This window comes from Streptomyces sp. ISL-12, from assembly GCF_018614415.1.
Lineage (GTDB): Bacteria > Actinomycetota > Actinomycetes > Streptomycetales > Streptomycetaceae > Streptomyces.
This window is the reverse complement of sequence record NZ_JAGGOO010000093.1, coordinates 1-26321: the sequence shown is the minus strand read 5'-3', so window position 1 is coordinate 26321 and position 26321 is coordinate 1. Positions and strand designations below refer to the sequence as shown.

Genomic DNA, 26321 nt, shown 5'->3' with positions numbered 1-26321 from the left:
ATGCCGGGGCGGGAGTCGATCAGGGTCATGTCGAGGTCGAAGCCGACGGTGGGGGTAGTCATGGGGTCCATTGTGGTGGGGGCGTGTCGCGGTCCCGTCGCTTCTAGGGCCTGTCGTTTGGATCAGGACGCAGGACACCGGCGGGACTTGTCCATGCCGGTGAGCGGGGTCTGGTGCGTGCAGCTGCAAGGCGGAGGAGGGAGTCGACGCGGAGCGTCGGCGAGTGACGACAACGCCGCAGATGCGCGTGCCAGACCCCGCGTCTGCGGCGTGATCCAAACGACAGGCCCTAGAAACCCCGCGTCCGCTTCGCCGCCCTGCGCCCCGCCGCACTCGCGGCCCCCGGCACCTTCAGGAACAGCCGCGAGATCTCCGACCCCAGGTTCACCCCGATGGCGATCGCCATGGCGAGGGCGACCGCCTTCGACAAGGACACCAGTCCCCGGTCCACCTCGCTCTGCGCGATCGCCAGCAGCCCGAAGTACGTCGACGAACCCGGCAGCAGCGGCCCGATCGCCGCCGTCGTGTACGGCAGCGCGGACGCGAACCGGTACCGGGACATCAGCTGCCCGAACAGCCCCACGAGCCCCGCCGCCGCGGCCGTCGACGCCACCGGCGAGATCTCGCCCGCGTAGTGCATCGCCCCGTACACGCACCAGGCCACACCCCCGTTGAGGGTCACCGCCAGCACGGTGGACCGTTCCTGCTGGAGCAGGATGGCGAACGCCAGCGACAGCACCATCGAGGCGATGATCTGCACCACCGGATCGTCACCGGTCCCCAGCGCCGCGTCCGGGTTCAGCTCGGCGCCCAGCTGGACCCCGAAGTACAGCACCACCAGCACCCCGGCGACGATGCTGACGAAGAAGTACAGCACCTCCAGGAGCCGTGCCGCCGCGGTGATGTAGAAGCCGGTCAGACCGTCCTGCACCCCCGCGACCAGCGCCCGTCCCGGCAGCAGCGCGAACAGGCCACCGGTGATGACCGCCGACGCCTTCATCTCCACATGGGTGAGGGTCAGCGCGATCCCGATCGCGGCCGGCGGCATCGCGGCCACCGCGAACTGGTAGAACTCCGGCAGCCCGCGCCCCGCGCAGAACCACGCCAGCCGGTCGCCGAGCATCGCGCCGAGCATCGCCGCGACGAAGACGATCGCGTCACCGCCGACCAGCAGCGAGGCCGCCCCGGCCAGCAGCCCGCTCGCCGAGGTCAGCACCCAGGTCGGGTACGGGTGCCGGTTGCGGCGCATCTCCGCCAGCCGCCGGTAGGCCTCCTCCAGGGAGATGTGCGTCTCGGGGTCGCTGAGGTCGTCCACCAGGTGGTAGACGGCCGCGAGCCGCGTGTAGTCGGTGCCCCGGCGGCGTACCGTCCGCGACGCCGTCACCGGGTCGTCCACCAGGGACGGCTGGTGCGAGATCGACAGCAGCGTGAAGGTGACGTTCGGCTCGCAGCGGTCCAGGCCGTAGGAGCGGCAGACCGCGAACATCGCGGCCTCCACGTCCTCGGCGCCCTCGCCGCCCGCCAGCAGCAGCTCGCCGATGCGCAGCGTGAGGTCGAGGACGCGCGGTACGGCCGGGCCGGTCTCGTCGTCGTGCCGCTGGGGCGCCTCCGGCGCGGGCCGCTCGGCCACCGGCATCCGCAGCATCGTGCGCATCCGGTCCTGCCAGGGCACGTCCTTGGCGAGGTTGACCGCCGGTATCCCGGCCGGCGGGGTGAAGGCACTCGCGCTGTACGACTCCGTTGGCACCGGCTGCGGCGCGTCCAGCCCCTCCGGGAGGGCGAACTCCGACGTCACCTCGGACTCGCCCGGGCCCGTCCGGGGCACCGCGAGCCCCTCGGGCACCGCGAACTCGGACGTCGTCGACGACTCGCCGTCGGACGGTGCCGCGACCCCACTGGGCGGCCGGAAGGCGCTCCTCGCCTCGTCCGACTGCGGCTTTCGGTCCTCCGCGTCCGTCACCTGTCCCAAGCTCCCTGCGACCACAACCTCCTGTAGCCCTCAGTATGCGCACCTAAACGCGAACGGGCCGCACGCGTCCGCGTACGGCCCGTTACGCATCTCACGCCCCGGAAGGCATCAGAGGCGGCTGCGGGGATCAGTGACCGCCCTGCTCCTTGAACCGCTTGTAGGAGCGCTCGATCTCCGCCTCGGCGTCGACGCGGCCCACCCAGTTGGCGCCCTCGACCGACTTGCCGGGCTCCAGGTCCTTGTAGACCTCGAAGAAGTGCTGGATCTCCAGGCGGTCGAACTCCGACACGTGGTGGATGTCGCGCAGGTGCTCCACACGCGGGTCGGTCGACGGCACGCACAGCAGCTTGTCGTCGCCGCCGGCCTCGTCCGTCATCCGGAACATGCCGATCGCGCGGCAGGTGATGAGGCAGCCCGGGAAGGTCGGCTCGTCCAGGATGACCAGCGCGTCCAGCGGGTCGCCGTCCTCGCCGAGGGTGTTCTCGACGAAGCCGTAGTCGGTCGGGTAGGCGGTCGAGGTGAACAGGCGGCGGTCCAGGCGGATACGACCGGTCTCGTGGTCCACCTCGTACTTGTTCCGCGAACCCTTCGGGATCTCGATCGTGACGTCGAACTCCACCGGACGCTCCTCCATGATCAGCACACAGTTCTGGTGGTTAAGTGTCCCTCACGCAGGTGCGTGATCGCGAAAGGGGCTGGTGACCGTGGTGGAGCCGAGACCATGGCGGTCCGCCGGACCGCGTGTCGCGCGGGCCGTGGACGCCGTACGTCCGTATCTCGCACGCGCCGCGCGGGCCGCCGTACCGCGGATCGCGCGGCCGGCCCGGGCCGCGGCGGCCCGGATCACGGGACCGCGGACCTGGCGCTACACCGCGGGCGCCGCCACCGCGGGGCTGGCGCTGGCCGCCGGCGCGGTGACCGTCGCGGGCCCCTGGGACTCCACGGGCCAGCGTACGGCCGAGCGTGACCGGGCCGTCGCCCAGCGGCACACGGGTGGCGCAGATCACGGTGGCACCGCCGCCTCCGGACCGCCCCGGCCCGCCCCGAGCGCCGGCGCCGTCCTGGCCGGCCTCGACGGCGACAGCGCCGCCGGCACCGGACGGGCCGCCGGGGGCAGGGCCCTCGCGGACGTACTGGACCCGCTGCTGGAGGACTCCGCGCTCGGTGACGGCCAGGCCGCCTCGGTGGTCGACCTCGCCACCGGCAGGCGCCTGTACGGCACCGGCACCGGCGCCTCCCTCACCCCCGCCTCCACCACCAAGATCGCCACCGCGGTCGCCGCCCTCACCGCCCTCGGCCCCGACCACCGCCTCACCACCCGCACCGCCCTGGAGGCCGACACCGGCGAACTCGTCCTGGTCGGCGGCGGCGACCCCACCCTCACCGCCCGCGAGGACGCCGAGGGCCTCGCCAGCCTGCGCACCCTCGCCGCCAAGACCGCCAAAGCCCTCAAGAAACGCGACCTGCGCGAGGTGACGCTGTCCTACGACACCACGCTCTACGCCGGCTCCGGGGCGCACCCGATAGGGGTCAACGACAACCTCGCCACCGTCACCGCCCTGATGGCCGACGAGGCCCGCACCGACGGCTCCACCAGCGGCCCCGCCCCGCGCGAGAGCGACCCGGCGGAAGCCGCCGCCCGCACCTTCGCGGACCTCCTGGCGGAGCGCGGCATCGAGGCGTCACCCCCCGGCCCCTCCAAGGCGACCGGCCGCGCCGACACCCTCGCCACCGTCTCCTCCCCGCCGCTGTCGGCCCTGGTCGAACGGATGCTGACCAACAGCGACAACGACCTCGCCGAGGCCCTCGCCCGGCACACCGCCGTGGCGAGCGGCAAGAAGGCCGACTTCAAGGGCGCCGCCGCCGCGATCGCCGCCCGGCTCAAGCAGGCCGGGGTATCCGTCGAGGGCGCCTCGTTCCACGACGGCAGCGGACTCGACCGCGCCGACCGGCTCACCGCCGGCCTGCTCACCGACCTGCTGACCGCCGCCGCCGACCCCGACCGCCCCGAGCTGCGCCCCGCCCTCACCGGGCTCCCCGTCGCCGGCTTCACCGGCACGCTCAGCAGCCGCTACACCGACGGCGCCGCCGGCCTCGTACGCGCCAAGACGGGCACCCTGACCGGCGTCAACACCCTGGCCGGCACCGTCGTCACCCAGGACGGCCGGGTGCTCGGCTTCGCCTTCCTGGCCTCCGGCACCACCGACGCCCAGGCCGCCCAGACCACCCTGGACCGCATGGCCACCGCCCTCGCGGACTGCGGCTGCCGCTGAGCGAGAGCGGGCTCCCGTCTGCCGCGCACGGCCTGCCCCCGGCGGCGGGGCTCACGTACGGTTGACGCATGACGAGCATCGGTGGTGCTGCTTCTTCCGGGATGGTCGACTGGAACCTCGCGGTGGCGACCGCGACCCGCCTGGTGCGGCCGGGCCCAGAGGTGAGCCGCGACGAGGCCCGGGCCGTCGTCGCGGAACTCCGCCGGCACGCCAAGGCATCCGAGGAACACGTCCGCGGGTTCACCCGCATGGTCTCCGAGGAGGACGCCGACACCCCCGTCCTCGTCGTCGACCGCCCCGGCTGGGTACGGGCCAACGTCGCGGGCTTCCGGGAACTGCTCAAACCCCTGCTGGACAAGATGGAGGAGCGCCGCGGCACCTCGGCCGGCGGCGCGGTCCTCGGCGCCGTCGGCGGCAAGGTCACCGGCGTCGAACTGGGCATGCTGCTGTCGTTCCTGTCCTCCCGCGTCCTCGGCCAGTACGAGACCTTCGCCCCCGCCACCCGCGACCTGCCCGCCGGCAACGGCGGCGGCCGGCTGCTGCTCGTCGCCCCGAACATCGTCCACGTCGAGCGCGAACTCGACGTCGACCCCCACGACTTCCGGCTGTGGGTGTCCCTGCACGAGGAGACCCACCGCACCCAGTTCACGGCCGTGCCCTGGCTGCGGGACCACCTCCAGGGCGAGATCCAGTCCTTCCTCGGGGAGACCGACGTCGACCCCATGACCGTCCTCGAACGCGTGCGCGAGGCCGCCCAGACCCTGGCCGGCGGACGCCCCGAGGGCGAGGAGGACGACGGCGGCCGCTCGCTCGTCGAACTGGTGCAGACCCCGGCCCAGCGCGAGATCCTCGGCCGCCTCACCGCCGTGATGTCCCTGCTGGAGGGCCACGCCGACTACGTCATGGACGGCGTCGGACCCCAGGTCGTACCGACCGTCGGCGAGATCCGCGAGAAGTTCCAGCAGCGCCGCGCCAAGGGCGCCTCCCGCCTCGACCTGGCCCTGCGCAAACTGCTCGGCCTGGACGCCAAGCTGCGCCAGTACCGGGACGGCGAACGCTTCGTACGGGCCGTCGTCGACGAGGTCGGCATGGACGGCTTCAACCGCGTGTGGACCTCGCCCAACACCCTCCCCACCAAGACGGAGATCGCCAAACCGGCGGACTGGATCGCACGGGTGCACCGCAAGACGGAGTCGTGAAACCGGGTCCGCGGCGTGAAACAGGGAGTGCGCGGCAGACCAACACCCCTATCAATCACCCGTCCGAGGGACCGTGAGGCTCCCGCAGGCGTGCGATGCTCGGGGAACGGCCCGTTTCTGTCACCATCTACACACTCTGCGTGACCGGCCTGCGGGCACCCCCCCCAGAAAACTTCATGAAGGGAACCGGACATGGGTCCCCATCCTGCGGTCGCGGCGATACGCCTGGCGGTCCGCCGCGTCCTCCACGACATCCTCACCGAACACCACAGCCGACACCCCGCCCACGCGTACTCCCCGGCACTCGAGCGCCCGGCGCCGTCCCCGCTCGTGCTCGTCGCGTGCTCCGGCGGCGCCGACTCCATGGCGCTCGCCTCCGCCCTCGCCTTCGAGGCGCCCCGGCTCGGCATCCGCGCCGGCGGCGTCACCGTCGACCACGGCCTCCAGCCCGGCTCCGACCTGCGGGCCGAGGAGGTCGTCCTGCGGCTGCGCGCGCTCGGCCTCGACCCGGTGGAGTCCGCCGCCGTGACCGTCGGCCGCGACGGCGGCCCCGAGGCCGCGGCCCGCGACGCCCGCTACGACGCCCTGGACGCCGCCGCCGAGCGCCACGGCGCCGCCGCCGTCCTGCTCGGCCACACCCGCGACGACCAGGCCGAGACCGTCCTGCTGGGCCTCGCCCGCGGCTCCGGCATCCGCTCCCTGTCCGGCATGGCCGCGGTCTCGGGGGCCGGCGGCCGCTACCGGCGCCCGTTCCTCCAGCTCGACCGGCAGACCGCCCGCAAGGCATGCATGGCCCAGTCCCTCCCGGTCTGGGACGACCCGCACAACACCGACCCCGCCTACACCCGCTCCCGGCTCCGCCACGAGGGCCTGCCCGCCCTGGAGAAGGCCCTCGGCAAGGGCGTCGTCGAGGCCCTGGCCCGCACCGCCCAGCTCTCCCGCGACGACGCCGACGCGCTCGACGGCTGGGCCCGGCAGGCCGAGGCCGGCGTCCGCGACGCCGCGGGACTCCTGGAGTGCGGCAAGCTCTACGCCCTGCCGCCCGCCGTACGCCGCCGGATCCTGCGCCGGGCCGCCATCGAGGCGGGCGCCCCGGCCGGCTCGCTCTTCGCCCGCCACATCGAGGAGATCGACAAGCTGATCACCGGCTGGCGCGGCCAGGGAGCCATCAACCTGCCCGGCAAGGTCGTCGCCCGGCGCCAGGGTGGCAGACTGGTGATTCGGCAAGGCTGAGGCCGACCGCCCGGAGCAGCGACTCCGGCGGCCGGACCGGGCAGCCGGAGGCCGTAAGTGCGGGACGACCGAAAGTGATGCGGGTGGACGCGAACGACATGGGTGCCGATCTCCAGCGGGTACTCATCACCAAGGAAGAGATCGACGCGAAGCTGGCCGAGCTGGCCGCGAAGATCGACGCTGAGTACGCGGGCAAGGACCTGCTCATCGTCGGGGTCCTCAAGGGCGCGGTGATGGTCATGGCCGACCTCGCCCGGGCGCTGTCCACCCCGGTCACCATGGACTGGATGGCCGTGTCCTCCTACGGCGCGGGCACCCAGTCCTCCGGGGTCGTACGGATCCTCAAGGACCTCGACACCGACATCAAGGGCAAGCACGTCCTGATCGTCGAGGACATCATCGACTCCGGGCTGACCCTGTCCTGGCTGCTGTCCAACCTCGGCTCGCGCGAGCCCGCCTCCCTGAAGGTGTGCACGCTGCTGCGCAAGCCCGACGCCGCCAAGGTCGCCATCGACGTGGAGTGGGTCGGCTTCGACATCCCCAACGAGTTCGTCGTCGGCTACGGCCTCGACTACGCCGAGAAGTACCGGAACCTCCCGTTCGTCGGTACGCTCGCGCCCCACGTCTACGGCGGCTGACAGGCTCGCACGGGGCGGCCGGGAACCCCGGCGGCCCCCGCGCCGTTGGAGCATGCAGACGGGGATGCCGGCTTCCCGTGCGGCTGCGGGCCGCCAAGCTGGGGTACCGTCAGAAGAACTGTCTTATCAAACTCACTATGGCAGGAGGGACGGGGCGGCACCGCTCCGTGTGGATGGACGTGAAGCGATACTTCCGTGGGCCGGTCATGTGGATCGTGCTGGCCGTCCTTGCCGTGGTCGTGTTGATGCAGGTCGTCGGCTCGTCCGGCGGCTACAAGACGGTGGACACAGGCCAGGTCGTCCAGGCGATCAACCAGAACAAGGTCGAATCGGCCAAAATCACCACCGGCGACGAGCAGACCGTCAAGGTCCAGCTCAAGAACGGCGAAAAGGTCGAGGGCAGCTCGAAGATCCAGGCGAGCTACATCGGCGATCAGGGCGTGGACATCGCCAACACGCTGCAGAACAAGTACCAGGACAAGCAGATCCCCGACGGCTACACGGTCTCGCCGACCAAGCAGAACGCCTTCGTCGGAATCCTGCTCTCCCTGCTCCCCTTCGTCCTCATCGTGGTCGTCTTCCTGTTCCTGATGAACCAGATGCAGGGCGGCGGCTCCCGGGTGATGAACTTCGGGAAGTCGAAGGCCAAGCTCATCACCAAGGACACCCCCAAGACGACGTTCTCCGACGTCGCGGGGTCGGACGAGGCCGTCGAGGAACTCCACGAGATCAAGGAGTTCCTCCAGGAACCGGCGAAGTTCCAGGCCGTCGGCGCCAAGATCCCCAAGGGCGTCCTGCTCTACGGGCCTCCCGGCACCGGCAAGACCCTGCTCGCGCGCGCCGTCGCGGGCGAGGCGGGCGTCCCGTTCTACTCGATCTCCGGTTCCGACTTCGTCGAGATGTTCGTCGGCGTCGGCGCCTCCCGGGTCCGTGACCTGTTCGAACAGGCCAAGGCGAACGCCCCGGCGATCGTCTTCGTCGACGAGATCGACGCGGTCGGCCGCCACCGCGGCGCCGGCCTCGGCGGCGGTCACGACGAGCGCGAGCAGACCCTCAACCAGCTCCTCGTCGAGATGGACGGCTTCGACGTCAAGGGCGGCGTGATCCTCATCGCCGCGACGAACCGGCCCGACATCCTCGACCCGGCGCTGCTGCGCCCCGGCCGCTTCGACCGGCAGATCGCCGTCGACCGCCCGGACATGCAGGGCCGCCTGGAGATCCTCAAGGTCCACCAGAAGGGCAAGCCGGTCGCCCCGGACGTCGACCTCTCGGCCGTCGCCCGGCGCACCCCCGGCATGACCGGTGCCGATCTGGCCAACGTGCTGAACGAGGCCGCGCTCCTCACGGCCCGCAGCGACCAGAAGCTGATCGACAACCACATGCTGGACGAGGCGATCGACCGCGTGGTCGCGGGCCCGCAGAAGCGGACCCGGATCATGTCCGACAAGGAGAAGAAGATCACCGCGTACCACGAGGGCGGACACGCCCTGGTCGCGGCGGCCTCACCCAACTCCGATCCCGTCCACAAGATCACCATCCTGTCCCGGGGCCGCGCCCTGGGCTACACGATGGTTCTCCCGGACGAGGACAAGTACTCCACCACCCGCAACGAGATGCTCGACCAGCTCGCCTACATGCTGGGCGGCCGGGCGGCCGAGGAACTGGTCTTCCACGACCCGACCACCGGCGCGGCCAACGACATCGAGAAGGCCACCGGCCTGGCCCGTGCGATGGTCACCCAGTACGGCATGACCGAGCGCCTCGGCGCGATCAAGTTCGGTGGCGACAACACCGAGCCGTTCCTCGGGCGTGAGATGTCTCACCAGCGCGACTACTCGGAAGAGGTCGCCGCGCTGGTCGACGAAGAGGTCAAGAAGCTCATCGAGACCGCGCACAACGAAGCGTGGGAGATCCTCGTCGAGAACCGCGACGTCCTCGACAACCTGGTCCTGGCCCTCCTGGAGAAGGAGACCCTGGGCAAGGAGGAGATCGCCGAGATCTTCGCGCAGATCGTGAAGCGCCCGGCCAGGCCCGCCTGGACCGGCTCCTCACGCCGTACGCCGTCCACCCGTCCGCCGGTGCTCTCCCCCAAGGAGCTGGCCCTGACGAACGGAGCCAACGGCTCCGCGGCGGCGATCACCGCCAAGAGCACGACGGCCAAGAGCACGACGACGGAGCCGTCCCCGGCTCCGGAGCGCGCCCCGGAGGACCGCCCGGAGAGCTGACCGCTCAGCCCGAGGCCCCACCAGGTCCGGAATGACTGCCGCGCCCCCCAGGTTCTAGCCTGGGGGGCGCGGCAGTCCCATGTGCCGCCAAGCGGGACAGTGACAGGAACGAGGCACCACATGACCGACCCCGTGACGCTGGACGGCGAGGGTTCCATCGGCGAGTTCGACGAGAAGCGCGCCGAGAACGCCGTACGCGAACTGCTGATCGCGGTCGGCGAGGACCCGGACCGCGAGGGCCTGAGGGAAACGCCGGCGCGGGTGGCGCGGGCGTACAAGGAGATCTTCGCGGGGCTGTGGCAGCAGCCGGAGGACGTGCTGACGACGACGTTCGACCTCGGGCACGACGAGATGGTGCTCGTGAAGGACATCGAGGTCTACTCGACCTGTGAGCATCATCTGGTGCCGTTCCGGGGTGTCGCACACGTCGGCTACATTCCGGCCACCACCGGCAAGATCACAGGCCTGTCCAAGCTCGCCCGGCTCGTCGACGTGTACGCCCGCCGCCCGCAGGTGCAGGAACGACTCACCACGCAGATCGCGGACTCCCTGATGGAGATGCTGGAGCCGCGCGGGGTGATCGTCGTGGTGGAGTGCGAGCACATGTGCATGTCGATGCGCGGCATCCGCAAGCCCGGTGCGAAGACGCTGACGTCGGCGGTGCGCGGTCAGCTGCGGGACGCGGCGACGCGGGCCGAGGCGATGAGCCTCATCATGGCGCGCTGACGCCGCCGGAGGCTCACGCCGCCGAGGCCGCGCCCGGGTGGTCGTCGTCCTCGTCCTCCGGGAGTTTGCAGACGCGTTCCAGGAAGAGGGCCGCCGCTATCACGCCGATGGCCGCCAGGACGGCGAAGCCGGCGTAGACGGCCTGGTCGCGGCGGGCGGGGATGTCGAGCTGTTCCAGCAGGAAGACGCCGGTGCCGCCGTACATCCCGGCGACCAGGGCGGCGACCAGGGCGCTGGCCTGGCCGAAGACGACCGCGCGGGCGGCCATCAGGGGGTCGACGCCCTTGGCGCCGGGGACGCGGTCGCGCTGGGCCTTGAGGCGGGCGCGCAGCGAGAGGGCCGTGGCCAGCAGGACCACGGCGATCAGGGCGAGCACGATCGGGGCGGCCAGGGGGACGCTGGGGAGTGTCCCGACCGAGTTCCACAGGCGGGCGCCCGCCCAGGAGAGGATTCCGGCCACGACGAAGACGCCGGCCAGCACCCTGATGCGCAGCTCTTTCACGGTGTCCCTTCGGTTCCCCGCGCGTGGTCGTCCGGTCGTCCTCGCACGTGTCGTCGTGCTGACCTTAACGACTACTCGGGCAGCCGGAGTTCCAGGTCGGCGCGGGGGGAAACGCCCTCGCGCCCGACGGCGCCCAGGAGGTCGGCGACCGGGCCGCGGCCGGGGAGCGTGGCGTCGGGGTCCACGTCGTGCCAGGGGGCGAGGACGAAGGCCCGCTCGTGGGCGCGGGGGTGGGGCAGGGTGAGCTGCGGGTCGTCGGAGACGACGTCGGCGTAGGAGACGATGTCGACGTCCAGGGTGCGCGGGCCCCAGCGCTCCTCCCGTACGCGGTGGAAGGCTTCCTCCACGGCGTGTGCGCGCTCCAGGAGGGAGGTCGGGGGGAGGGTGGTCTTCAGGACCACGACCGCGTTGAAGTACGAGGGCTGGGTGCCGGGGTCGACGCCCCACGGCTCGGTCTCGTAGACGGGGGAGACGCCCTTGACGCGTACGCCGGGGGTGTCCTCCAGCGCGTCGATGGCGCCCTGGAGGGTCTCCAGCCGGTTGCCCAGGTTGGCGCCGAGGGCGATCACGGCGCGCTTGGGGTTGGACAGCGTGGTGTCGGCGGCGTCGACCTGGTCGACGACCGCGGCGGGCACCGGCTGGACGGTCGGGTCGGTGGGGCCCTTGATGAAGGGGGCGCTCATACACGGCTCCGGGTGATGGTGACGGTCACGTCGTCGAACGGGACGGTGATCGGGGCGTCCGGCTTGTGGACGCAGACCTCGACCTCCTGGACCCCTTCGTGCTTGAGGCAGACCTGGGCGATCCGCTCGGCGAGCGTCTCGATGAGGTTGACCGGCTCGCCCCCGACGACGGCCACGACCTCCTCGGCCACGATGCCGTAGTGCACGGTCCTGGTCAGGTCGTCGTCGGCCGCGGCCGGCCGGGTGTCCAGGCCCAGCACGATGTCCACGAGGAAGGTCTGGCCCTCCTCGCGCTCCTTGGGGAAGACACCGTGGTGCCCGCGGGCCTTCAGGCCGCGCAGCGCGACACGATCCACGCGATCACTCCTGCAGTCGTCGGTCTCGGTCGGTCCCCCCGCCGGATGCGGACGGCACCCGGACCACACTCGAATCTACCCGCGAGCACTGACAGCGCCGGGCCGCGGGGGCGGTCGGCCGGGCGCGCGCCGGGAGGTTTCACCGTGTGTTCCCCCAGGCGGGGGCGGTCGCTCACCGGCTGGTAGCCGTCCATACCCGCCGGTCGGTGATTCCAACCACTTTCCCGGTCCCGGTATTCAGGAGGGTGTTTCCTCCTCGTCTTCCTCATCGGTCTCCGCGAGGACCGGTGAGCCGTGGTGGGACCAGATTTTCCAGCCGGCGGGGGTGCGGCGGAACACATTGGTGGCGACCACGAGCTGTCCGACCAGCGGTCCCAGTTCCGTGCCTTCCTCGGGGGCGGGGCCGCCGCTGAGGATGTTCTCCGTGCAGGTGACCACGGCGGTGTCGCCGGTGACGGAGACGTGGGTGTCGGTGAGGAAGAACTGGATGTAATCGGTGTTCGCCATGATCAGTGCGTAGGACCTGAGGACCTCGCCGCGGCCGGTGAGGACCGGCCAGCCGGGGTGCACGCAGGAGACCACGCCGGTGTCCGCCGGGTCGTGGTAGGTCTCGTCGACGCCGAGGTCGGACGGGGCCAGCCAGAGGTCGCTCAGGTCTTCGAAGGCACCTTGTTCCAGTGCCTCGTAGAAGGCGGTGTTGGCCGCCTCGACCTGCTCCACATCGAGGTGCGGGGCGTTCACCTGGCTCCTTCCGGGTCGTGGTCGGCGGCTCGCTCGACGGCGCGGGCGACCCGTACGGCGTCGGCGGTGGCGCGCACCTCGTGCACCCGCACCGCCCAGGCGCCGGCCCGGGCCGCGAGCGCCGACACGGCGGCGGTGGCGGCGTCGCGCTCCCGCGCGGGCGGCACGGCGCCGTCGGGCCCGGCCAGCACCCGGCCGAGGAACCGCTTGCGGGAGGCGGCGACGAGTAGGGGGTGGCCGAGGCCCAGGAGGCGGTCCAGGCGGGCCAGCAGGACCAGGTCGTGCTCGGCGTCCTTGGAGAAGCCGAGGCCGGGGTCGACGATGACACGGTCCGGGGCGATGCCGCCCTCCAGAACGGCCGTCACGCGCGCGTGCAGCTCGTCGGCGACCTCGGTGACGACGTCGTCGTAGGAGCCCCGCACGTTGCCGCCCGTCAGCAGGCCGCGCCAGTGCATGACCACGAAGGGGGCGCCGGCGTCGGCGACCACCGGGATCATCCGGTCGTCGGAGATGCCGCCGCTGACGTCGTTGACCAGGGCGGCGCCGGAGGCGAGGGCCTGCTCGGCGACGGAGGCGCGCATGGTGTCGACGGAGATCGTGACGCCCTCGGAGGCCAGGCCGCGCACCACCGGCACGACCCGCCGCAGTTCCTCGGCCTCGTCGACCCGGGTGGCGCCGGGGCGGGTGGACTCGCCGCCGACGTCGATCAGGTCCGCGCCCTGGGCGACCAGGTCGAGGCCGTGCTTGATGGCGGCCGTCGTGTCGAACCAGCGACCGCCGTCGGAGAAGGAATCGGGGGTCACGTTGACGACCCCCATGACCGCGCAGCGGTCCCATGCGGGGAGTCCCGCCACCTGGCGGGGGCCGGTCTGCTTGCTCATGTGTTCAGCGTAGGCCCAGGGGGTGGCGGCGTTTCGCCGCGGGCCGGACGCGCGGCCGGTGTGCGGCAGGGCGTGCGGGCGGGTGTGCGGCCGGGTGTGCGGACGGGTGTGCGGGCGAGCGTGCGGCCGGGTGTGCGGGGCGGGCGCGGAATCGGGGGCCTGCCTTTCCGCGCGGTTAATGAGAAGCGATCAGTAATAAATGATCTTGATCAAATGGCACCGGGTCCGCATCGTGTCCGGGCTTTGTTTCCTGATGTCCTGTGAACACTTCTGGGACAGCTGTCTTTTTGTGGGGTCGGGGCGTCAAGAATCGCCTACGCGCGGTAAGTTTCTGGCCATGCCACGTGGACGTCACCGCCATTCCCCGCCCTTGCACAGGCTGCTTCCCCCGTCGGCGATCGCAGGCGTCTCCGTCGTCTGCGCCGTGGGCCCCTGGGTGTTCAGCGAAACGATGGTGCTCCGCGCGCTGGCCGGGGCCGCGGCGGTGACCGCCGTGCTCGGCGCGGTCGTGATGCGGCACTGGGACACCCAGGCGGGCCGGCGGGTCGCCGACCTCACGCGCGCGCGGGCGAGTGACGAGTGGCGTTTCGAGGAACGCGTGGCCGAACTCGAATCCGATCTGGAGGAGTCCCGCGAACTGCGCGGCAAGCTGGAACAGCGGCTGCGGGCCAAGCGCGCGGAACTGGCGGGGCTGCGCAACGAGCACGCCGCGCTGCTGCGCCGGTACGCCACGGCGGAGACCGAGCGCGCCAGCGCCCTGGAGGGCCGCCGGCGGCTGGAACTGGAGGCGGTGTCCCCGACGCCCGCGCTGCCGGCGGCACGTACGGCGCCGGAGGCTTCGGCGGTGGCGGCGGTCCCCGAGGCGCCGGAGGCACCGGTGACCGAGCAGCGGACGGCGGCTCCCTCCGTCTTCTCGCCCGAGGGCGCACGGCTGTTCCTGCGGGCCAGTACGGCTCTGGCGCGGCTGGACGCCGAGGCGGCCGGGGCGGACGCGGACGTGTCCGCCGACGGTGACGCCGACGGGGACGGCGGCATCAGGCCCGGCGCCGACGGGAACGGCGGGGACGACGGGGACGGCGGCGGTGGCGGCGGCCGGGAGGCCGACGCGGCGGCCGAGCCGGGTCCGGGGCAGGCCGAGGACGCGGACGATTCGGCCGCGGGCGCCGAGGCGGGCGGCGGGCACGAGCGGGCGGCGGGTGCCGCCGCGCCGGACCAGCCCGCCCAGCCCACGCGGCGGACCCTGGGCCACTTCACTGTGCCGACCGCGGTGGCCGTCGTCCCGGCCGCGGCGCCCGCGCGGCGCCCGGTCGCCGAGGGCGGCTTCGACTTCTTCGGCAACAAGAAGCCGCAGCAGTCCGGCCCCGACGAGGAGGGCGCCTCCGCCGGCGCGGTGGCCTCCGTGCAGAACGAGGACCTCGCCGACGTGGTGGGCCAGGAGGCCCTCGCCCTCCACAAGGCCGAGGCGGAGTCCGGGTTCAAGCGGGCGGGCGCGGAGTCCCGGGGCGTCGGCCAGGTCGTCGACCTGACGGCCCACGACGAGACCGAGCAGATCGACGTGGAGGGGCTGCGCAGCGCGGTGTCCTGACGGTCCCGCCACGCTCCCGCTCCGTTCCCGCCACGCTCCCGCCCCGCCGGTCGCCCCGTCGCGGTCGGCGGAGATCAGCCCGGCCGCCCCCGTGTCATCCACCGGTCCGGTCCGGCGCCGCGCCGTCCCGTGCGGGATCGTTCCGCCTGGGTGCGCAGCAGGTCCGCCGCCTCCTCGGCGTCGCGCTGCCGCGCCGTCACCGTCTTGCCGGCCCCCGTGTCCACCCGTACGTGCGCCAGCCGCAGCGCCCGCTGCCACGGCCCCTGGGTCAGCCGGACGCTCTGCACCTTGGCGTGCGGGACCAGGGCGAGGACGCGCCGCAGCAGTCCGTGCCGGGCGGCGAAGACCTCGTCGGTGACGGCGAGCCCGTAGCCGCGCCACCACAGCGGCACCCGGCGCCCGGCGCGGCGCGGCGCGGGTGCCAGGGACGCGAGGGGCGGCACCGTCACTCCGGGCAGCACCCGCGCGACCACGGACTCGGCGATCTCGCGCGGGGCGACGGGCAGCAGGACGGAGTTCGAGGACCCGGCCACGTCGAGTTCCACCCGGACCCACCCCCGGCGCCGCCACAGCACCGGTTCCACTATCCGTACCGTCTGCACCCGCCCCGGCGGCACGGTCTCGTGGGTGCGGTCCAGGAGCCCGTGGTCGATGCGGAGCCCGTCCGGGGACTCGGCCAGCGTCCAGTCGTACTCGCCGACGAACCGCCCCACGCTGCTCGCGCCCGCCCAGCCCAGCAGCGGTACGGCGGTGGCCAGTACCGTCCACAGGCTGTGGGTGGCCGGCCACAGCAGCGCCGGTACGACCACGGCGGCCAGCAGCGTGCCCCAGGTCGCGCCGGTGAGCAGCAGGGAGACGGCGAGGACCCCGGGCGGCACGCGCAGCAGTTGCCGGGAGGGGGCCTCGCCGACCTCGGCGGCGGTCTCGGGGGCGAAACCGGCCGCCCGGGCGAGCAGTTCGGCGCGCAGTGCCCGTGCGTGAGCGGCGCCGAGGAAGGCGAGCTCGTCCTTCTTGTCGGTGCCGACGACGTCGAGTCTGAGTTTGGCCACGCCCGCGACCCGGGCCAGCAGCGGCTGGGTGACGTCGACGGCCTGGATGCGTTCGAGGCGGATGTGCGCGGTGCGCCGGAAGAGCAGCCCGGTGCGGATGCGCAGTTCCGTGCCGGTCACCGCGTAGTGGGTGAACCACCAGGACAGGAAGCCGTAGAGGGCGGCGGCCGGGATGAGCACGGCGAGGCCGATGACGAGCGTGGTGGTGGTCAGCCGGGTCAGCTGGCGCTGGGCCTGGTCGGGGTCGTGCAGCGCCCAGCCGACCAGGACGGCGACCGGTGCCCAGGCGCGTCGCAGCGGGGTGACGGGGTGCAGCCGCCGCTCGACGACCACCTCGGCCTTCTCGTCGAGGGGCTTCACAGCCCCGCCGATCTGGCCTCGCCCAGCTCGGTGAGCCGGTCGCGCAGCCGTTCCGCCTCGGCCGGGTCCAGGCCGGGGATGGTGGCGTCGGTCGCGGCGGCGGCCGTGTGGAGCTGCACGCTGGCCAGCCCGAAGTACCGCTCGACCGGCCCCGAGGTCACCTCGACCAGTTGCATCCGCCCGTACGGCACGACCGTCTCCTTGCGCCACAGCACGCCCCGCGTGATCAGCAGGTCGTCGGCGCGTTCGGCGTACCGCCAGGAGCGCCAGTTGCGCTCCAGCATCGCCCAGCCCCAGGGCAGCGGAGCCAGGGGGAGGAGGGCGAACGCGGCCCAGGCGGGACCGGCGAACAGGCCCGGCAGCACCCCGGCGGCGACGGCCAGCAGCCCCAGCCACACCACCAGCAGCAGTCGTCGCATCCGCAGCAGACCCGGCGGCAGCCCGGTCCAGACGGGCTCGCCCCCGCTCGCCGTCGCCGTGCCGTGTGGGCTCCCCGTCTCCATGGGTCCAGCGTACGTAGGGGAGACTGGGTTCATGACTCCTACGACGGAGACCATGGTCGGCATCGGCGGCGCCGCGGAGAGCACCGACATGGTGCTGAACATCGGCCCGCAGCACCCGTCCACGCACGGGGTGCTGCGCCTCAAGCTCGTCCTGGACGGTGAGCGCGTCATCCGCGCGGAGCCCGTGATCGGCTATATGCACCGGGGCGCGGAGAAGCTGTTCGAGGCGCGTGACTACCGGCAGATCATCGTGCTCGCCAACCGCCACGACTGGCTGTCGGCGTTCTCCAACGAGCTGGGCGTGGTCCTCGCCGTGGAGCGGATGCTCGGCATGGAGGTGCCCGAGCGGGCGGTGTGGCTGCGCACGCTGCTCGCCGAGCTGAACCGGGTGCTGAACCACCTGATGTTCCTCGGCTCCTACCCGCTGGAACTGGGCGGCATCACGCCGGTGTTCTACGCGTTCCGGGAGCGCGAGGAACTGCAGAACGTCATGGAGGAGGTCTCCGGCGGGCGCATGCACTACATGTTCAACCGCGTGGGAGGTCTCAAGGAGGACCTGCCGGCCGGCTGGACGGCACGCGCGCGTGGTGCCGTGTCCGCGGTGCGCTCGCGCATGGACGTCTTCGACGACCTGGTGCTCGGCAACGAGATCTTCCGGGGGCGGACGCGGGGCGTGGGCGTGCTCTCGGCCGAGGCCGTGCACGCGTACGGCGTCAGCGGCCCGATCGCGCGGGCCAGTGGCGTCGACTTCGACCTGCGCCGCGACGAGCCCTACCTGGCCTACGGCGACCTCCAGGACACCCTGCGGGTCGTCACCCGCGCCGAGGGCGACTGCCTGGCCCGCTTCGAGTGCCTGCTGGAGCAGACGCACAACGCCCTCGACCTCGCCGACGCCTGCCTGGACCGGCTCGCCGAGCTGCCGCCCGGCCCGGTCAACCAGCGGCTCCCGAAGGTCCTGAAGGCGCCCGAGGGGCACACGTACGCGTGGACCGAGAACCCGCTCGGGATCAACGGCTACTACCTGGTGAGCAAGGGCGAGAAGACCCCGTACCGGCTGAAGCTGCGCTCCGCCTCGTACAACAACATCCAGGCGCTGACCGAGCTGCTGCCGGGGACGCTGGTCGCGGACATGGTGGCGATCCTGGGGTCACTGTTCTTCGTGGTCGGGGACATCGACAAATAGGTCGGGGATCCCGGCCGGCCGGAGCAGCCACCCGAAGTCGCCGAGGCCACCCGGCGCGGTCAGTTCGGCGGCCTCACCGGCGGCCGCGAGGGCGCGTACGTAGGCGGCGGGGTCGCTGGACGCCAGCGCGAGCGGGGGGCGTGCGCCGGAGAGGCCCAGGGCGCGCAGGGCGGCGCGCTGGGTCAGCAGGCGGGCGCCGGGGGGCGTGTGCGCTGTGCCGGGGGGTGTGCGTGGGGTGCCGGGCGGTGTGCGTGCCGTGTCGGAGGGCGTGCGTGCCGTGCCGGGGGACATGTGCGCCGTACTGGAGGGTGGATGTGCCGTGTCGGAGGGCGTGTGTGCCGCGTCGGGAGGTGTGCGCGCCGTGCCGGAGGGCGTGCACGTCGTGCCGGAGGGCGTGCGTGCCGTGCCGGGGGACGTGTGCGCCGTACTGGAGGGTGGATGTGCCGTGTCGGAGGGTGTGCGTGCCGCGTCGGGAGGTGTGCACGTCGTGCCGGAGGGCGTGCACACCGCCTCGGGAGGCGCGCATGCCGCCGCACACGCGTCGAGCGCCACATGGGCGGTGATGTCGCACGAGCCGTCCGGCACGGGCCGCGTCTCCCGGCCGTCGCGGAACCCCGTCAGCGTCCCGAAGGGCGGGCGGGCGTCCGCGGTGTGCCCGTAGTCGACGGCCACGGCCAGCCCTCGGTCAAGCGCCGACACGGCGGACGCCCAGGCGGCGTCCCGGGGGAGCCCGATCTCGGCCCGCCGCCCCGGCTCCGGCGGCAGCGGCCACCAGCGCGCCAGCCACCCGGCGTCGGCACCGCCGACCGGCTCCCCGAGCCGCTCGGCCCCGTCGCCCCGCACCAGGACCCGCCGCGCCACTCCCGCCGCGTCGGTCTCCGCGACCTCCACCGGTACGTTGTCCAGCCACTCGTTGGCGAACAGCAACCCCGTGATCCCGCGCGGCAGTTCGCTCCGCCACTCGATCCGGTGGTCCAGCCCCGGAGGACGGCCGCCCACCTCGACGGCACGGGCCCGGACCCGGGGGGCCACGTCGGCGGGCAGCGCGGCGAGCACCCCGGCGGCGAGTTCGCCCCGCCCGGCCGCCATGTCGACGAAGTCCAGCACCGCCGGCCGGTCCAGCGCCTCGTCGACCCGGCACAGCAGCCGCGCCACGGCGGCGGCGAACAGCGGCGACGCGTGCACGGACGTACGGAAGTGCCCGGCCGGTCCCTCGGGCCGGCGGTAGAAGCCCTCCGGCCCGTACAAGGCCTCCCGGGTAGCGTCCCGCCACCCCCGCCACCCCCGCCAGCCCTGCCACGAGCCCTCTGTCGCCCCTTCTGTCACCGCCTCAGGCTACGGACCGGAGCCGTGCGGGTGCGCACGGCCTCCACCTTGCGGAGTACACGCGCCCGCTTGGGATCGGCCCTCCGGTTGACCCCTGCACCTATCGGCCTTCCCTACGCTGGGTCACGTGCAGCGCATCTACGACTTCCTCCGCAGGCACCCGACCGGGGTCGACGCCTTCTGGGCCCTTGTCCTGCTCGCGCTCACCCTGCTGTCCGCGGTCGAGGGCCAGGTGAGCAGGGGGACGGACGCCGCGGCGCTGATCGTCCCGTTCGCCGTGCTGCTGTGCCTGGTGGTGGCGCTGCGCCGGCGGATGCCGGAGAAGATGCTGCTGCTGGCCCTCGTGCTGGGCGCGGGACAGCTGGCACTGGACCTCGCCACGATGGCCGCCGACTTCGCCATGCTGGTGATCGTCTACACGGTGGCCGCCACCGGCGCCCGCTGGGCCTCCCGGCTGGCGCTGGCGGCCGGCCTGTGCGCGGCGCCCCTGGCCCAGCTGCGCTGGCCCAGCGAGTACACGGGGGTGTCGGGCAACATCGCGCTGACGGTGTTCATGGCGGTGCCGTTCGCGCTCGCCTGGGTGCTCGGCGACTCCATCCGCACCCGCCGCGCGTACTTCGCGCAACTGGAGGAGCGGGCCGCCCGGCTGGAGCGGGAGCGCGAGGCGCAGGCCAAGGTGGCGGTGGCCGCCGAGCGCGCCCGGATCGCCCGCGAGCTGCACGACGTGGTCGCGCACAACGTCTCGGTGATGGTGGTACAGGCCGACGGCGCCGCCTACGTCCTGGACGCCGCGCCCGACCAGGCCAAGAAGGCCCTGGAGACGATCTCCTCCACCGGCCGCCAGGCGCTCGCCGAGATGCGCCGCCTGCTCGGCGTGCTGCGCACCGGCGAGCACCAGGAGGCGGGGGAGTACGTCCCCCAGCCCGACGTCCAGCAGATCGAGGACCTGGTCGAACAGTGCCGCGGCTCCGGGCTCCCCGTCGACTTCGCGGTCGAGGGCACCCCGCGCCCGCTGCCCAGCGGCGTGGAGCTGACCGCGTACCGCATCGTGCAGGAGGCGCTCACCAACACCCGCAAGCACGGCGGTCCGAACGCCGGGGCGAGCGTGCGGCTGGTCTACTTCGACGACGGGCTCGGCCTGCTCGTCGAGGACGACGGCAAGGGTGCCCCGCACGAGATGTACGAGGAGGGCGGGCTCGACGGGCAGGGCCACGGCCTGATCGGCATGCGGGAACGGGTCGGCATGGTGGGCGGCACACTGGACGCGGGCCCGCGCCCCGGCGGAGGATTCCGCATCAGTGCCCTGCTGCCCCTCAAACCCGCCCACTGAGCCCGGCTTCCCGCCCGAACTCCCCGATCCCCGACCCTGGATCCCGATCCCCGATCCCCGACCCCGGATCCCGATCCCCGACCCCCGATCCCGATCCCCGACCCACGATCTCCAACCTCCCTCCGGTTTCCGCTCCCCATCACCCCCGATCAAGGAAAGAGCCCCGATGACCATCCGCGTCATGCTCGTCGACGACCAGGCGCTGCTGCGCACCGGTTTCCGGATGGTGCTCGCCGCCCAGCCGGACATGGAGGTCGTGGCGGAGGCGGGCGACGGCGTCGAGGCCCTCCAGGTGCTGCGCGCCACCGCCGTGGACGTCGTCCTGATGGACGTCCGCATGCCCAAGCTGGACGGCGTGGAGGCGACCCGGCGCATCTGCGGGGAGCCCGGCGCCCCCAAGGTGCTGATCCTGACCACCTTCGACCTCGACGAGTACGCCTTCTCGGCGCTGAAGGCCGGCGCCTCCGGTTTCCTCCTCAAGGACGTGCCGCCCGCCGAACTCCTCGCCGCCATCCGCTCCGTGCACAGCGGCGACGCGGTGGTCGCCCCGTCGACCACCCGGCGCCTGCTGGACCGCTTCGCTCCGATGCTGCCCAGTGGCGTCCAGGAGCCGCCGCACGCGGGACTCCAGCGGCTCACCGAGCGCGAGCGCGAGGTGATGGTGCTGGTGGCGCAGGGCCTGTCCAACGGCGAGATCGCCGCCCGGCTCGTCCTGTCCGAGGCGACGGTGAAGACCCACGTCGGCCGCATCCTCACCAAGCTCGGTCTCAGGGACCGGGTGCAGGTGGTGGTCCTGGCCTACGAGACGGGGCTGGTGCGGGCCGGGGGACGGGGCTGAAGGACCCCGGCATGCCGCTGCGGGGCAACGGCCCGTCCGGCGGCGGCGATAACGGGACGCCGTAAGAGATCCGGACGCCGTAAGAGATCCGGACGCCGTACGAGATCCGGACGCCGCACGAGATTCGGACACCGTACGAGATCCGGCACCGCCTGCCCGGCGGTGCCGTCTGCGATCCGGAACACCCCGGCTTCGGCCCGCGGCCCGTCCGGTCCGGCTGAACGCCCCCTTCCGGGTCAGCGGAGTATCCCTTCCAGGAAGTCGCTGCCCAGCCTGGCCACCACCGTGACGTCCAGTTGGTAGTGGACGTAGCGGCCGCGGCGGCGGGTGCCGATCAGGCCCGCCTTCTTCAGCACGCCCAGGTGCCGGGATATCTCGGGGGCCGTCATGCCGAGCGCCTGCGCCAGCTCGCCGGTGGTGTAGGAGCTGCGGGCGAGATGGCGGCAGATGCGCATGCGGACCGGGTGGGACAGCGCCGTCATCCGCAGCGCGAGCTGCTCGACCGACGGCGGGGCGACCGGTTCCGCGGAGCCGACGGGGTAGTGCAGCACCGGCTGCCAGCCGTGCCGGTGCAGGACCATCAGGTGCGGTCGGCCCAGACTGGTGGGGACCAGCAGCAGGCCGCCGTCCCCCGTCGCCGAATGACCGTCGCCCAGCTTGTCGACCGTGATCCGCGCGGCGCTCTCGTCCAGAGTGAGGGACGGGGACACGGCGGCCAGCGCCGCGGCCAGGCCCTTGCGGCGCAGCAACTCCGTCTTGTGCCGGGCGTCGGCCGCGAGCTGGTGGCGCAGTCGCGACCAGGCGTCCGCGAAGAACGCTTCGTCGCAGTCCCGCGCGAACCGCCGCAGCCAGCCGCGGACGCCCGGCGGATCGGCCAGCAGCCGCTCGCTGAACCGCAGTTGCTGAGGTCCTCGCGCGGCCGCCAGCTCGAGCGCGCGCTCGCGTACGCCGGCGTCCGCGAGCGCGGAGGCGCCGTCCGTGCTGTACGGCAGGGCGCAGGTGAACTCCAGCGCCGCGTCCACGAACTGCTCGTCGGAGAGCTTGTCGAGCAGGTCCAGGTCGTCGGTGAGGGTGGTGCCGGGCAGCGTGCCGGGGCCGGGACCGTGGCCGGGCACACCGGCGCACGGCAGGAACACGTCCGAGAAGGTCGTCCGCCACAGGAAGTCGGCCTCGCACATCCGGTCGGCCAGGGACGAGTCGAGCCGCGCGGTCACCGACGTCACCCAGCCCTGCAGGCCGGGGTGGTGCCCCGGCTCGGACAGCGCGTGCAGCGCCATGCCCAGCTCGGCCAGGGGCGAGGGCACGACGGCGATCCGCTCCGGCCGCAGCCCCGCGATGTCGATGCGCACGCTCATGCCCCCATGGTGCACGTCGCCGCTGACAACGCCGACGCCGATTGACCGTCCCCGTCAATCGGCACGACGACGGTGGCCGCGGCGGCGCAGTCTGGAACCACCGGGGCAGCCGCGGAGCCCGACCCTCATCCCTGTCCCCGAAGAGGCGACCGACATGAGCATCACACAGCAGTACCTTCTCGACTCCTACCGCGCCCGGCAGCTCGGCGTGCCCGCGCCCCCGGCACCCGGCAGCCAGGACTGGCAGGTCGTACGGGAGTGGCGCGACCACCGCCAGTTCCAGGCCGTCATCGCCGGCCGTCCGGCGCGGGGCCGGGCGCGGCGGGCCCTGCACCGGTGGTGGTCCCGGTGGGCGCGCGCCCTCGGCTGACCCGCGCATGCGGTCCGACCGCGGAGCGGACTGCTCGGCAATGCTGCGGTCTCGGGTGGGTACGACCTCGCTGTCGGAGGCGGACTCCGCCACGGGTCGGTGCTGCGGCACTGCCCCGCGGCGCGGGCCGTGCGCGAATCCGCGCGCGGCGGGCAGCCCGCAGGGTCACTGACCAGGAACGGTATCCGTACAGATGCTGGTCGAGTCGCGTGGTCGCCAGATGGCCGGGAACCGGGTGGGATTCGGCAAGGAGTTGCAAGGAGATCGACGTCGACACGGGGCCGTGGTCACTGACCTTCCTGGACGCCGACACCGGCAAGGCCACCATCGCCCGGTACAACCGCGCGCCTGAGTGATCACCGGGCTCCGGTGTCCGTTCCGGCCAGCCGCCCCACGAAGTCGGCGACAGCCATCCGTACATCCTCCGCCGACCACTCCAGTCCCTCGGCGCCCACGCTCACCTCGGTCATCGCGAGGCCCGGCCCGGGGGAGTCCCAGGGGCGGGCGAAGAGGAGGACGCCCGTCTCCTCGCCCTGCCGCACCGCCGCCTCGGCGACGAGATCGGCGTCGTACGGCAGCCAGACCTGGAACTCATGGGTGTGCGGCACCTCGGGGTGGACCCGCGACCACGCCACGCCCGCCGCCGCGAACCCCTCCCGCAGCGCGTCGGCCACCACGCGCGCGTGCGTCACGTAGTCCGGCAGCCGGGGCAGCTCCCGCTCCAGGCCGGCCAGGGCCGACAGGGCGGTGGGGAACTGCTGGTAGACCATGCCGCCGTAACGGTGCCGCCAGGTGCGCGCCTCCTCCACCAGCGTCCGCGGACCGGCGAGGGCGGCGCCGCCGAAGCCGTCGAGCGACTTGTAGAACGACACGTAGACGCTGTCCGCGAGGCCCGCGATCTCGGCGAGCGGCCGGCCGAAGTGCGTGGCGCTCTCCCACAGCCGGGCCCCGTCGAAGTGGACCACGGCGTCCCGTTCCCGGGCGGCCCCCACCACCTCGGTCAGCTCCTCCCAGGTGGGCAGCAGATACCCGGCGTCGCGCAGCGGAAGCTCCAGCATCAGCGTCCCGAACGGTTCCTCGAAGTCACGTACCTCCTCGGCGGTGGGCTGCCGGGGCGCGCTCGTCAGCCGGACCGGGCGCAAACCGCTGACCTGGCTGAAGGCGCCCCCTTCGTGCACCTCGGGGTGGCTGAGCCCGTGCAGGGCGACCACCGGGCTGCCGGTGCGGCCCGCCCAGCAGCGCAGGGCGACCTGCTGGGCCATCGTGCCCGTCGGGAAGAACGCCGCCGCCTCCGTGCCGAGCAGCGTCGCGACCCGCTCCTCCAGGGCGGTGACGACGCCGTTGCCGTACTGGTCGGCCGGCTCGTCCAGGTCGTACAGCTCTCCGGCGCCGTCCAGCAGGGCCAGCCGTTCCCGGAGCGAGGCGAGGAAGCCGGGGCGCGCGAGCACCCGCCGCGCGCCCCGGTGAGCGGCCTGCCGGCGCTTGCGGAGCTGTGACTTCCGCTCCGCCTCCGTCAACCTCCCGCTCTCCGCGCCGTCCCGCCGATCCCGCTCTGCGTCATCCGTCGTAGTCATGGGGCCGATCATGCAGGGTGACGTCCGGCGGGCGACACGGGATATCCGCCGTGGCCGGTGCCTGCGGCGCAGCCGTGGCGGATGCCCGCGGCGGACGCCTGTGACGGCTCCCCGTCCGCTCCCCACAGCCTGTGGACGAACGGCCCCGCGAGGACCGATCGCGTTAACATGACGAGAAATCGTCCGGTACCCAGCGCGGACTGGAACGGGAAGGCCACCGTCGCGTGAACACAACCCCACAGCCCGATCCCAGGGACCGCCCCGCGCGGCTCACCGTCGGCGTCGTCGGCGCCGGCCGGGTGGGTCCCGCCCTGGCCGCGTCCCTCCAGCTCGCCGGGCACCGCCCGGTCGCCGCCTCGGGCGTCTCCGACGCCTCCCGGCGACGCGCCGAGGCCCTCCTGCCCGGCGTACCGCTGGTGGAGCCCGCCGAGGTCCTCCAGCGCGCCGAACTGGTCCTCCTCACCGTCCCCGACGACGCCCTGCCCGCCCTGGTGTCCGGCCTCGCCGGGACCGGCGCGATCCGCCCGGGCCAGCTGCTCGTCCACACCTCCGGGCGGTTCGGCACCCGCGTCCTCGACCCCGCCCTGCGGGCCGGCGCCCTGCCGCTCGCCCTGCACCCGGCGATGACCTTCACCGGCACCCCCGTCGACGTACAGCGGCTGGCCGGCTGCTCCTTCGGCGTCACCGCGCCCGAGGAACTGCGGCTGGCCGCCGAGGCCCTGGTCATCGAGATGGGCGGCGAGCCGGAGTGGATCGACGAGGAGAAGCGCCCGCTGTACCACGCGGCCCTCGCCCTCGGCGCCAACCACCTGGTCACCCTGGTCGCCCAGTCCCTGGAACTGCTGCGCACCGCCGGCGTCGGCGCCCCCGACCGGATGCTCGGCCCGCTGCTCGGCGCGGCCCTGGACAACGCCCTGCGCTCCGGTGACGCGGCCCTGACCGGTCCGGTCGCGCGCGGTGACGCGGGCACGGTCGCCGCGCACATCGAGGAACTGCGCGCGCACGCCCCGGGCACCGTCGCCGGCTACCTGGCCATGGCCCGCGCGACCGCCGACCGGGCCCTCGCCCACGGCCTGCTGGAGCCACGCTTCGCCGAGGACCTGCTGGGGGTGCTTGCCGGAGGGACTCGGGGGGTTGAGGGGGCTGCGGGGACTGTGGTCACTGATGGGGCTGAGGGGGCCGCGGGTGCTGCGGTCACTGACGGGACTGAGGGGGCTGCGGTCTCTGAGGGGGCTGAGGGAGCTGCGGTCACCGGAGGGACCGAGGGGTCTGGGGGAACGCGGGGAACCGAGGGCGCCGAAGGCTCCGCCGAGCCCGACGGCCCCGCCAGCCCCGTAAACCCCGATACCCCCGAAGGCCCCGCCGGCCGCACCGACCTCGAAGGCCGCACCGGCCCCGAAGGCCGCACCGGCCCCGAAGGCC

General features: G+C 73.1%; 24 protein-coding genes. 12 read left to right on the top strand and 12 right to left on the bottom strand.

The window, feature by feature from the left end:
• Positions 1–289 precede the first annotated feature (289 nt).
• Together J7I94_RS24785 and J7I94_RS24780 are read right to left on the bottom strand one after the other, a co-directional pair.
• A complete protein-coding gene (locus J7I94_RS24785; protein ID WP_215170159.1) occupies positions 290–1960 on the bottom strand; it encodes a threonine/serine exporter ThrE family protein in 1671 nt (556 codons plus the stop codon).
• A 136-nt stretch (positions 1961–2096) separates the two neighbouring features.
• The gene (locus J7I94_RS24780; RefSeq protein ID WP_215170163.1) at positions 2097–2588 is read right to left on the bottom strand and encodes an inorganic diphosphatase; all 492 of its coding nucleotides are present in this window, start codon (positions 2586–2588) and stop codon (positions 2097–2099) included.
• 79 nt (positions 2589–2667) lie between these two features.
• On the opposite strand from J7I94_RS24780, the gene dacB reads away from it, so the two are divergent.
• The 6 genes from dacB to folE all read left to right on the top strand — a co-directional run bounded on the left by dacB (position 2668) and on the right by folE (position 10263).
• A complete protein-coding gene (dacB, locus tag J7I94_RS24775) occupies positions 2668–4242 on the top strand; it encodes a D-alanyl-D-alanine carboxypeptidase/D-alanyl-D-alanine-endopeptidase (RefSeq protein WP_215170157.1) in 1575 nt (524 codons plus the stop codon).
• Positions 4243–4310: 68 nt separating this feature from the next.
• Positions 4311–5441 (top strand): zinc-dependent metalloprotease, encoded by a 1131-nt coding sequence (locus tag J7I94_RS24770; RefSeq protein ID WP_215170155.1) that lies wholly within the window; start codon positions 4311–4313, stop codon positions 5439–5441.
• A 192-nt stretch (positions 5442–5633) separates the two neighbouring features.
• Complete coding sequence (gene tilS / locus J7I94_RS24765) at positions 5634–6674, top strand: tRNA lysidine(34) synthetase TilS (protein WP_215170153.1); 1041 nt, start codon at positions 5634–5636, stop codon at positions 6672–6674.
• A gap of 77 nt (positions 6675–6751) precedes the next feature.
• A complete protein-coding gene (hpt, locus tag J7I94_RS24760) occupies positions 6752–7312 on the top strand; it encodes a hypoxanthine phosphoribosyltransferase (protein WP_215170151.1) in 561 nt (186 codons plus the stop codon).
• A gap of 173 nt (positions 7313–7485) precedes the next feature.
• A complete protein-coding gene (gene ftsH, locus J7I94_RS24755; RefSeq protein ID WP_215170149.1) occupies positions 7486–9537 on the top strand; it encodes an ATP-dependent zinc metalloprotease FtsH in 2052 nt (683 codons plus the stop codon).
• Positions 9538–9657: 120 nt separating this feature from the next.
• The gene (gene folE / locus J7I94_RS24750; protein WP_215170147.1) at positions 9658–10263 is read left to right on the top strand and encodes a GTP cyclohydrolase I FolE; all 606 of its coding nucleotides are present in this window, start codon (positions 9658–9660) and stop codon (positions 10261–10263) included.
• A 13-nt stretch (positions 10264–10276) separates the two neighbouring features.
• On the opposite strand, the gene J7I94_RS24745 is transcribed toward folE, so the two are convergent.
• From J7I94_RS24745 to folP, 5 genes are all read right to left on the bottom strand, one after another.
• Positions 10277–10765 (bottom strand): DUF3180 domain-containing protein, encoded by a 489-nt coding sequence (locus J7I94_RS24745; protein ID WP_215170145.1) that lies wholly within the window; start codon positions 10763–10765, stop codon positions 10277–10279.
• 71 nt (positions 10766–10836) lie between these two features.
• Positions 10837–11448 (bottom strand): 2-amino-4-hydroxy-6-hydroxymethyldihydropteridine diphosphokinase, encoded by a 612-nt coding sequence (gene folK, locus J7I94_RS24740; protein WP_215170144.1) that lies wholly within the window; start codon positions 11446–11448, stop codon positions 10837–10839.
• Complete coding sequence (folB, locus tag J7I94_RS24735) at positions 11445–11804, bottom strand: dihydroneopterin aldolase (protein ID WP_215170142.1); 360 nt, start codon at positions 11802–11804, stop codon at positions 11445–11447. The genes folK and folB overlap by 4 nt, the downstream gene beginning before the upstream one ends.
• A gap of 237 nt (positions 11805–12041) precedes the next feature.
• The gene (locus J7I94_RS24730; RefSeq protein WP_215170140.1) at positions 12042–12545 is read right to left on the bottom strand and encodes a nuclear transport factor 2 family protein; all 504 of its coding nucleotides are present in this window, start codon (positions 12543–12545) and stop codon (positions 12042–12044) included.
• Positions 12542–13426, bottom strand: coding sequence for a dihydropteroate synthase (folP, locus tag J7I94_RS24725; RefSeq protein ID WP_215170138.1), 885 nt, complete (start codon positions 13424–13426; stop codon positions 12542–12544). The genes J7I94_RS24730 and folP overlap by 4 nt, the downstream gene beginning before the upstream one ends.
• 370 nt (positions 13427–13796) lie before the next feature.
• On the opposite strand from folP, the gene J7I94_RS24720 reads away from it, so the two are divergent.
• Positions 13797–15011: a hypothetical protein gene (locus J7I94_RS24720; RefSeq protein ID WP_251075677.1), complete on the top strand. Its 1215-nt coding sequence runs from the start codon at positions 13797–13799 to the stop codon at positions 15009–15011.
• Between the two features lie 74 nt (positions 15012–15085).
• Here the strand turns inward: J7I94_RS24720 and J7I94_RS24715 are convergent, their stop codons facing one another.
• Together J7I94_RS24715 and J7I94_RS24710 are read right to left on the bottom strand one after the other, a co-directional pair.
• Positions 15086–16420, bottom strand: coding sequence for a PH domain-containing protein (locus J7I94_RS24715; protein ID WP_308114690.1), 1335 nt, complete (start codon positions 16418–16420; stop codon positions 15086–15088).
• Positions 16417–16923 carry a PH domain-containing protein gene (locus tag J7I94_RS24710; RefSeq protein WP_215170134.1) on the bottom strand — a complete coding sequence of 169 codons (507 nt, stop codon included), beginning with the start codon at positions 16921–16923 and terminating at the stop codon, positions 16417–16419. The genes J7I94_RS24715 and J7I94_RS24710 overlap by 4 nt, the downstream gene beginning before the upstream one ends.
• A gap of 31 nt (positions 16924–16954) precedes the next feature.
• Between J7I94_RS24710 and J7I94_RS24705 the strand changes: the two genes are divergently transcribed.
• Complete coding sequence (locus tag J7I94_RS24705; RefSeq protein ID WP_215170132.1) at positions 16955–18106, top strand: NADH-quinone oxidoreductase subunit D; 1152 nt, start codon at positions 16955–16957, stop codon at positions 18104–18106.
• On the opposite strand, the gene J7I94_RS38580 is transcribed toward J7I94_RS24705, so the two are convergent.
• The gene (locus J7I94_RS38580; protein ID WP_251075676.1) at positions 18071–19354 is read right to left on the bottom strand and encodes an SAM-dependent methyltransferase; all 1284 of its coding nucleotides are present in this window, start codon (positions 19352–19354) and stop codon (positions 18071–18073) included. The two genes, J7I94_RS24705 and J7I94_RS38580, sit on opposite strands and share 36 nt — an antisense overlap.
• Positions 19355–19559: 205 nt before the next feature.
• Between J7I94_RS38580 and J7I94_RS24690 the strand changes: the two genes are divergently transcribed.
• Together J7I94_RS24690 and J7I94_RS24685 are read left to right on the top strand one after the other, a co-directional pair.
• Positions 19560–20762, top strand: coding sequence for a sensor histidine kinase (locus J7I94_RS24690; protein WP_215170130.1), 1203 nt, complete (start codon positions 19560–19562; stop codon positions 20760–20762).
• Between the two features lie 166 nt (positions 20763–20928).
• A complete protein-coding gene (locus J7I94_RS24685; protein ID WP_215170128.1) occupies positions 20929–21600 on the top strand; it encodes a response regulator transcription factor in 672 nt (223 codons plus the stop codon).
• A 236-nt stretch (positions 21601–21836) separates the two neighbouring features.
• On the opposite strand, the gene J7I94_RS24680 is transcribed toward J7I94_RS24685, so the two are convergent.
• Positions 21837–22955 (bottom strand): DUF5937 family protein, encoded by a 1119-nt coding sequence (locus J7I94_RS24680; RefSeq protein ID WP_215170126.1) that lies wholly within the window; start codon positions 22953–22955, stop codon positions 21837–21839.
• 154 nt (positions 22956–23109) lie between these two features.
• Between J7I94_RS24680 and J7I94_RS24675 the strand changes: the two genes are divergently transcribed.
• Complete coding sequence (locus J7I94_RS24675; protein ID WP_215170124.1) at positions 23110–23325, top strand: hypothetical protein; 216 nt, start codon at positions 23110–23112, stop codon at positions 23323–23325.
• Between the two features lie 356 nt (positions 23326–23681).
• Here the strand turns inward: J7I94_RS24675 and J7I94_RS24670 are convergent, their stop codons facing one another.
• Positions 23682–24899, bottom strand: coding sequence for a low specificity L-threonine aldolase (locus J7I94_RS24670; protein WP_251075675.1), 1218 nt, complete (start codon positions 24897–24899; stop codon positions 23682–23684).
• Between the two features lie 224 nt (positions 24900–25123).
• On the opposite strand from J7I94_RS24670, the gene J7I94_RS24665 reads away from it, so the two are divergent.
• On the top strand, positions 25124–26321 hold a 1198-nt coding region (locus J7I94_RS24665), incomplete at its 3' end, for a DUF2520 domain-containing protein (protein ID WP_308114689.1).

What these genes read in the sequence shown, in the direction of transcription:
- ftsH (WP_215170149.1), top strand. Translation starts at nt 7,486, where the DNA reads ATGGACGTGAAGCGATACTTCCGTGGGCCGGTCATGTGGATCGTGCTG.
- hpt (WP_215170151.1), top strand. Translation starts at nt 6,752, where the DNA reads ATGCGGGTGGACGCGAACGACATGGGTGCCGATCTCCAGCGGGTACTC.
- J7I94_RS24670 (WP_251075675.1), bottom strand. Translation starts at nt 24,899, where the DNA reads ATGACTACGACGGATGACGCAGAGCGGGATCGGCGGGACGGCGCGGAG.
- J7I94_RS24710 (WP_215170134.1), bottom strand. Translation starts at nt 16,923, where the DNA reads ATGGAGACGGGGAGCCCACACGGCACGGCGACGGCGAGCGGGGGCGAG.
- folE (WP_215170147.1), top strand. Translation starts at nt 9,658, where the DNA reads ATGACCGACCCCGTGACGCTGGACGGCGAGGGTTCCATCGGCGAGTTC.
- J7I94_RS24675 (WP_215170124.1), top strand. Translation starts at nt 23,110, where the DNA reads ATGAGCATCACACAGCAGTACCTTCTCGACTCCTACCGCGCCCGGCAG.
- J7I94_RS24705 (WP_215170132.1), top strand. Translation starts at nt 16,955, where the DNA reads ATGACTCCTACGACGGAGACCATGGTCGGCATCGGCGGCGCCGCGGAG.
- J7I94_RS24680 (WP_215170126.1), bottom strand. Translation starts at nt 22,955, where the DNA reads ATGAGCGTGCGCATCGACATCGCGGGGCTGCGGCCGGAGCGGATCGCC.
- tilS (WP_215170153.1), top strand. Translation starts at nt 5,634, where the DNA reads ATGGGTCCCCATCCTGCGGTCGCGGCGATACGCCTGGCGGTCCGCCGC.
- J7I94_RS24685 (WP_215170128.1), top strand. Translation starts at nt 20,929, where the DNA reads ATGACCATCCGCGTCATGCTCGTCGACGACCAGGCGCTGCTGCGCACC.
- folP (WP_215170138.1), bottom strand. Translation starts at nt 13,426, where the DNA reads ATGAGCAAGCAGACCGGCCCCCGCCAGGTGGCGGGACTCCCCGCATGG.
- J7I94_RS24770 (WP_215170155.1), top strand. Translation starts at nt 4,311, where the DNA reads ATGACGAGCATCGGTGGTGCTGCTTCTTCCGGGATGGTCGACTGGAAC.
- folK (WP_215170144.1), bottom strand. Translation starts at nt 11,448, where the DNA reads ATGAGCGCCCCCTTCATCAAGGGCCCCACCGACCCGACCGTCCAGCCG.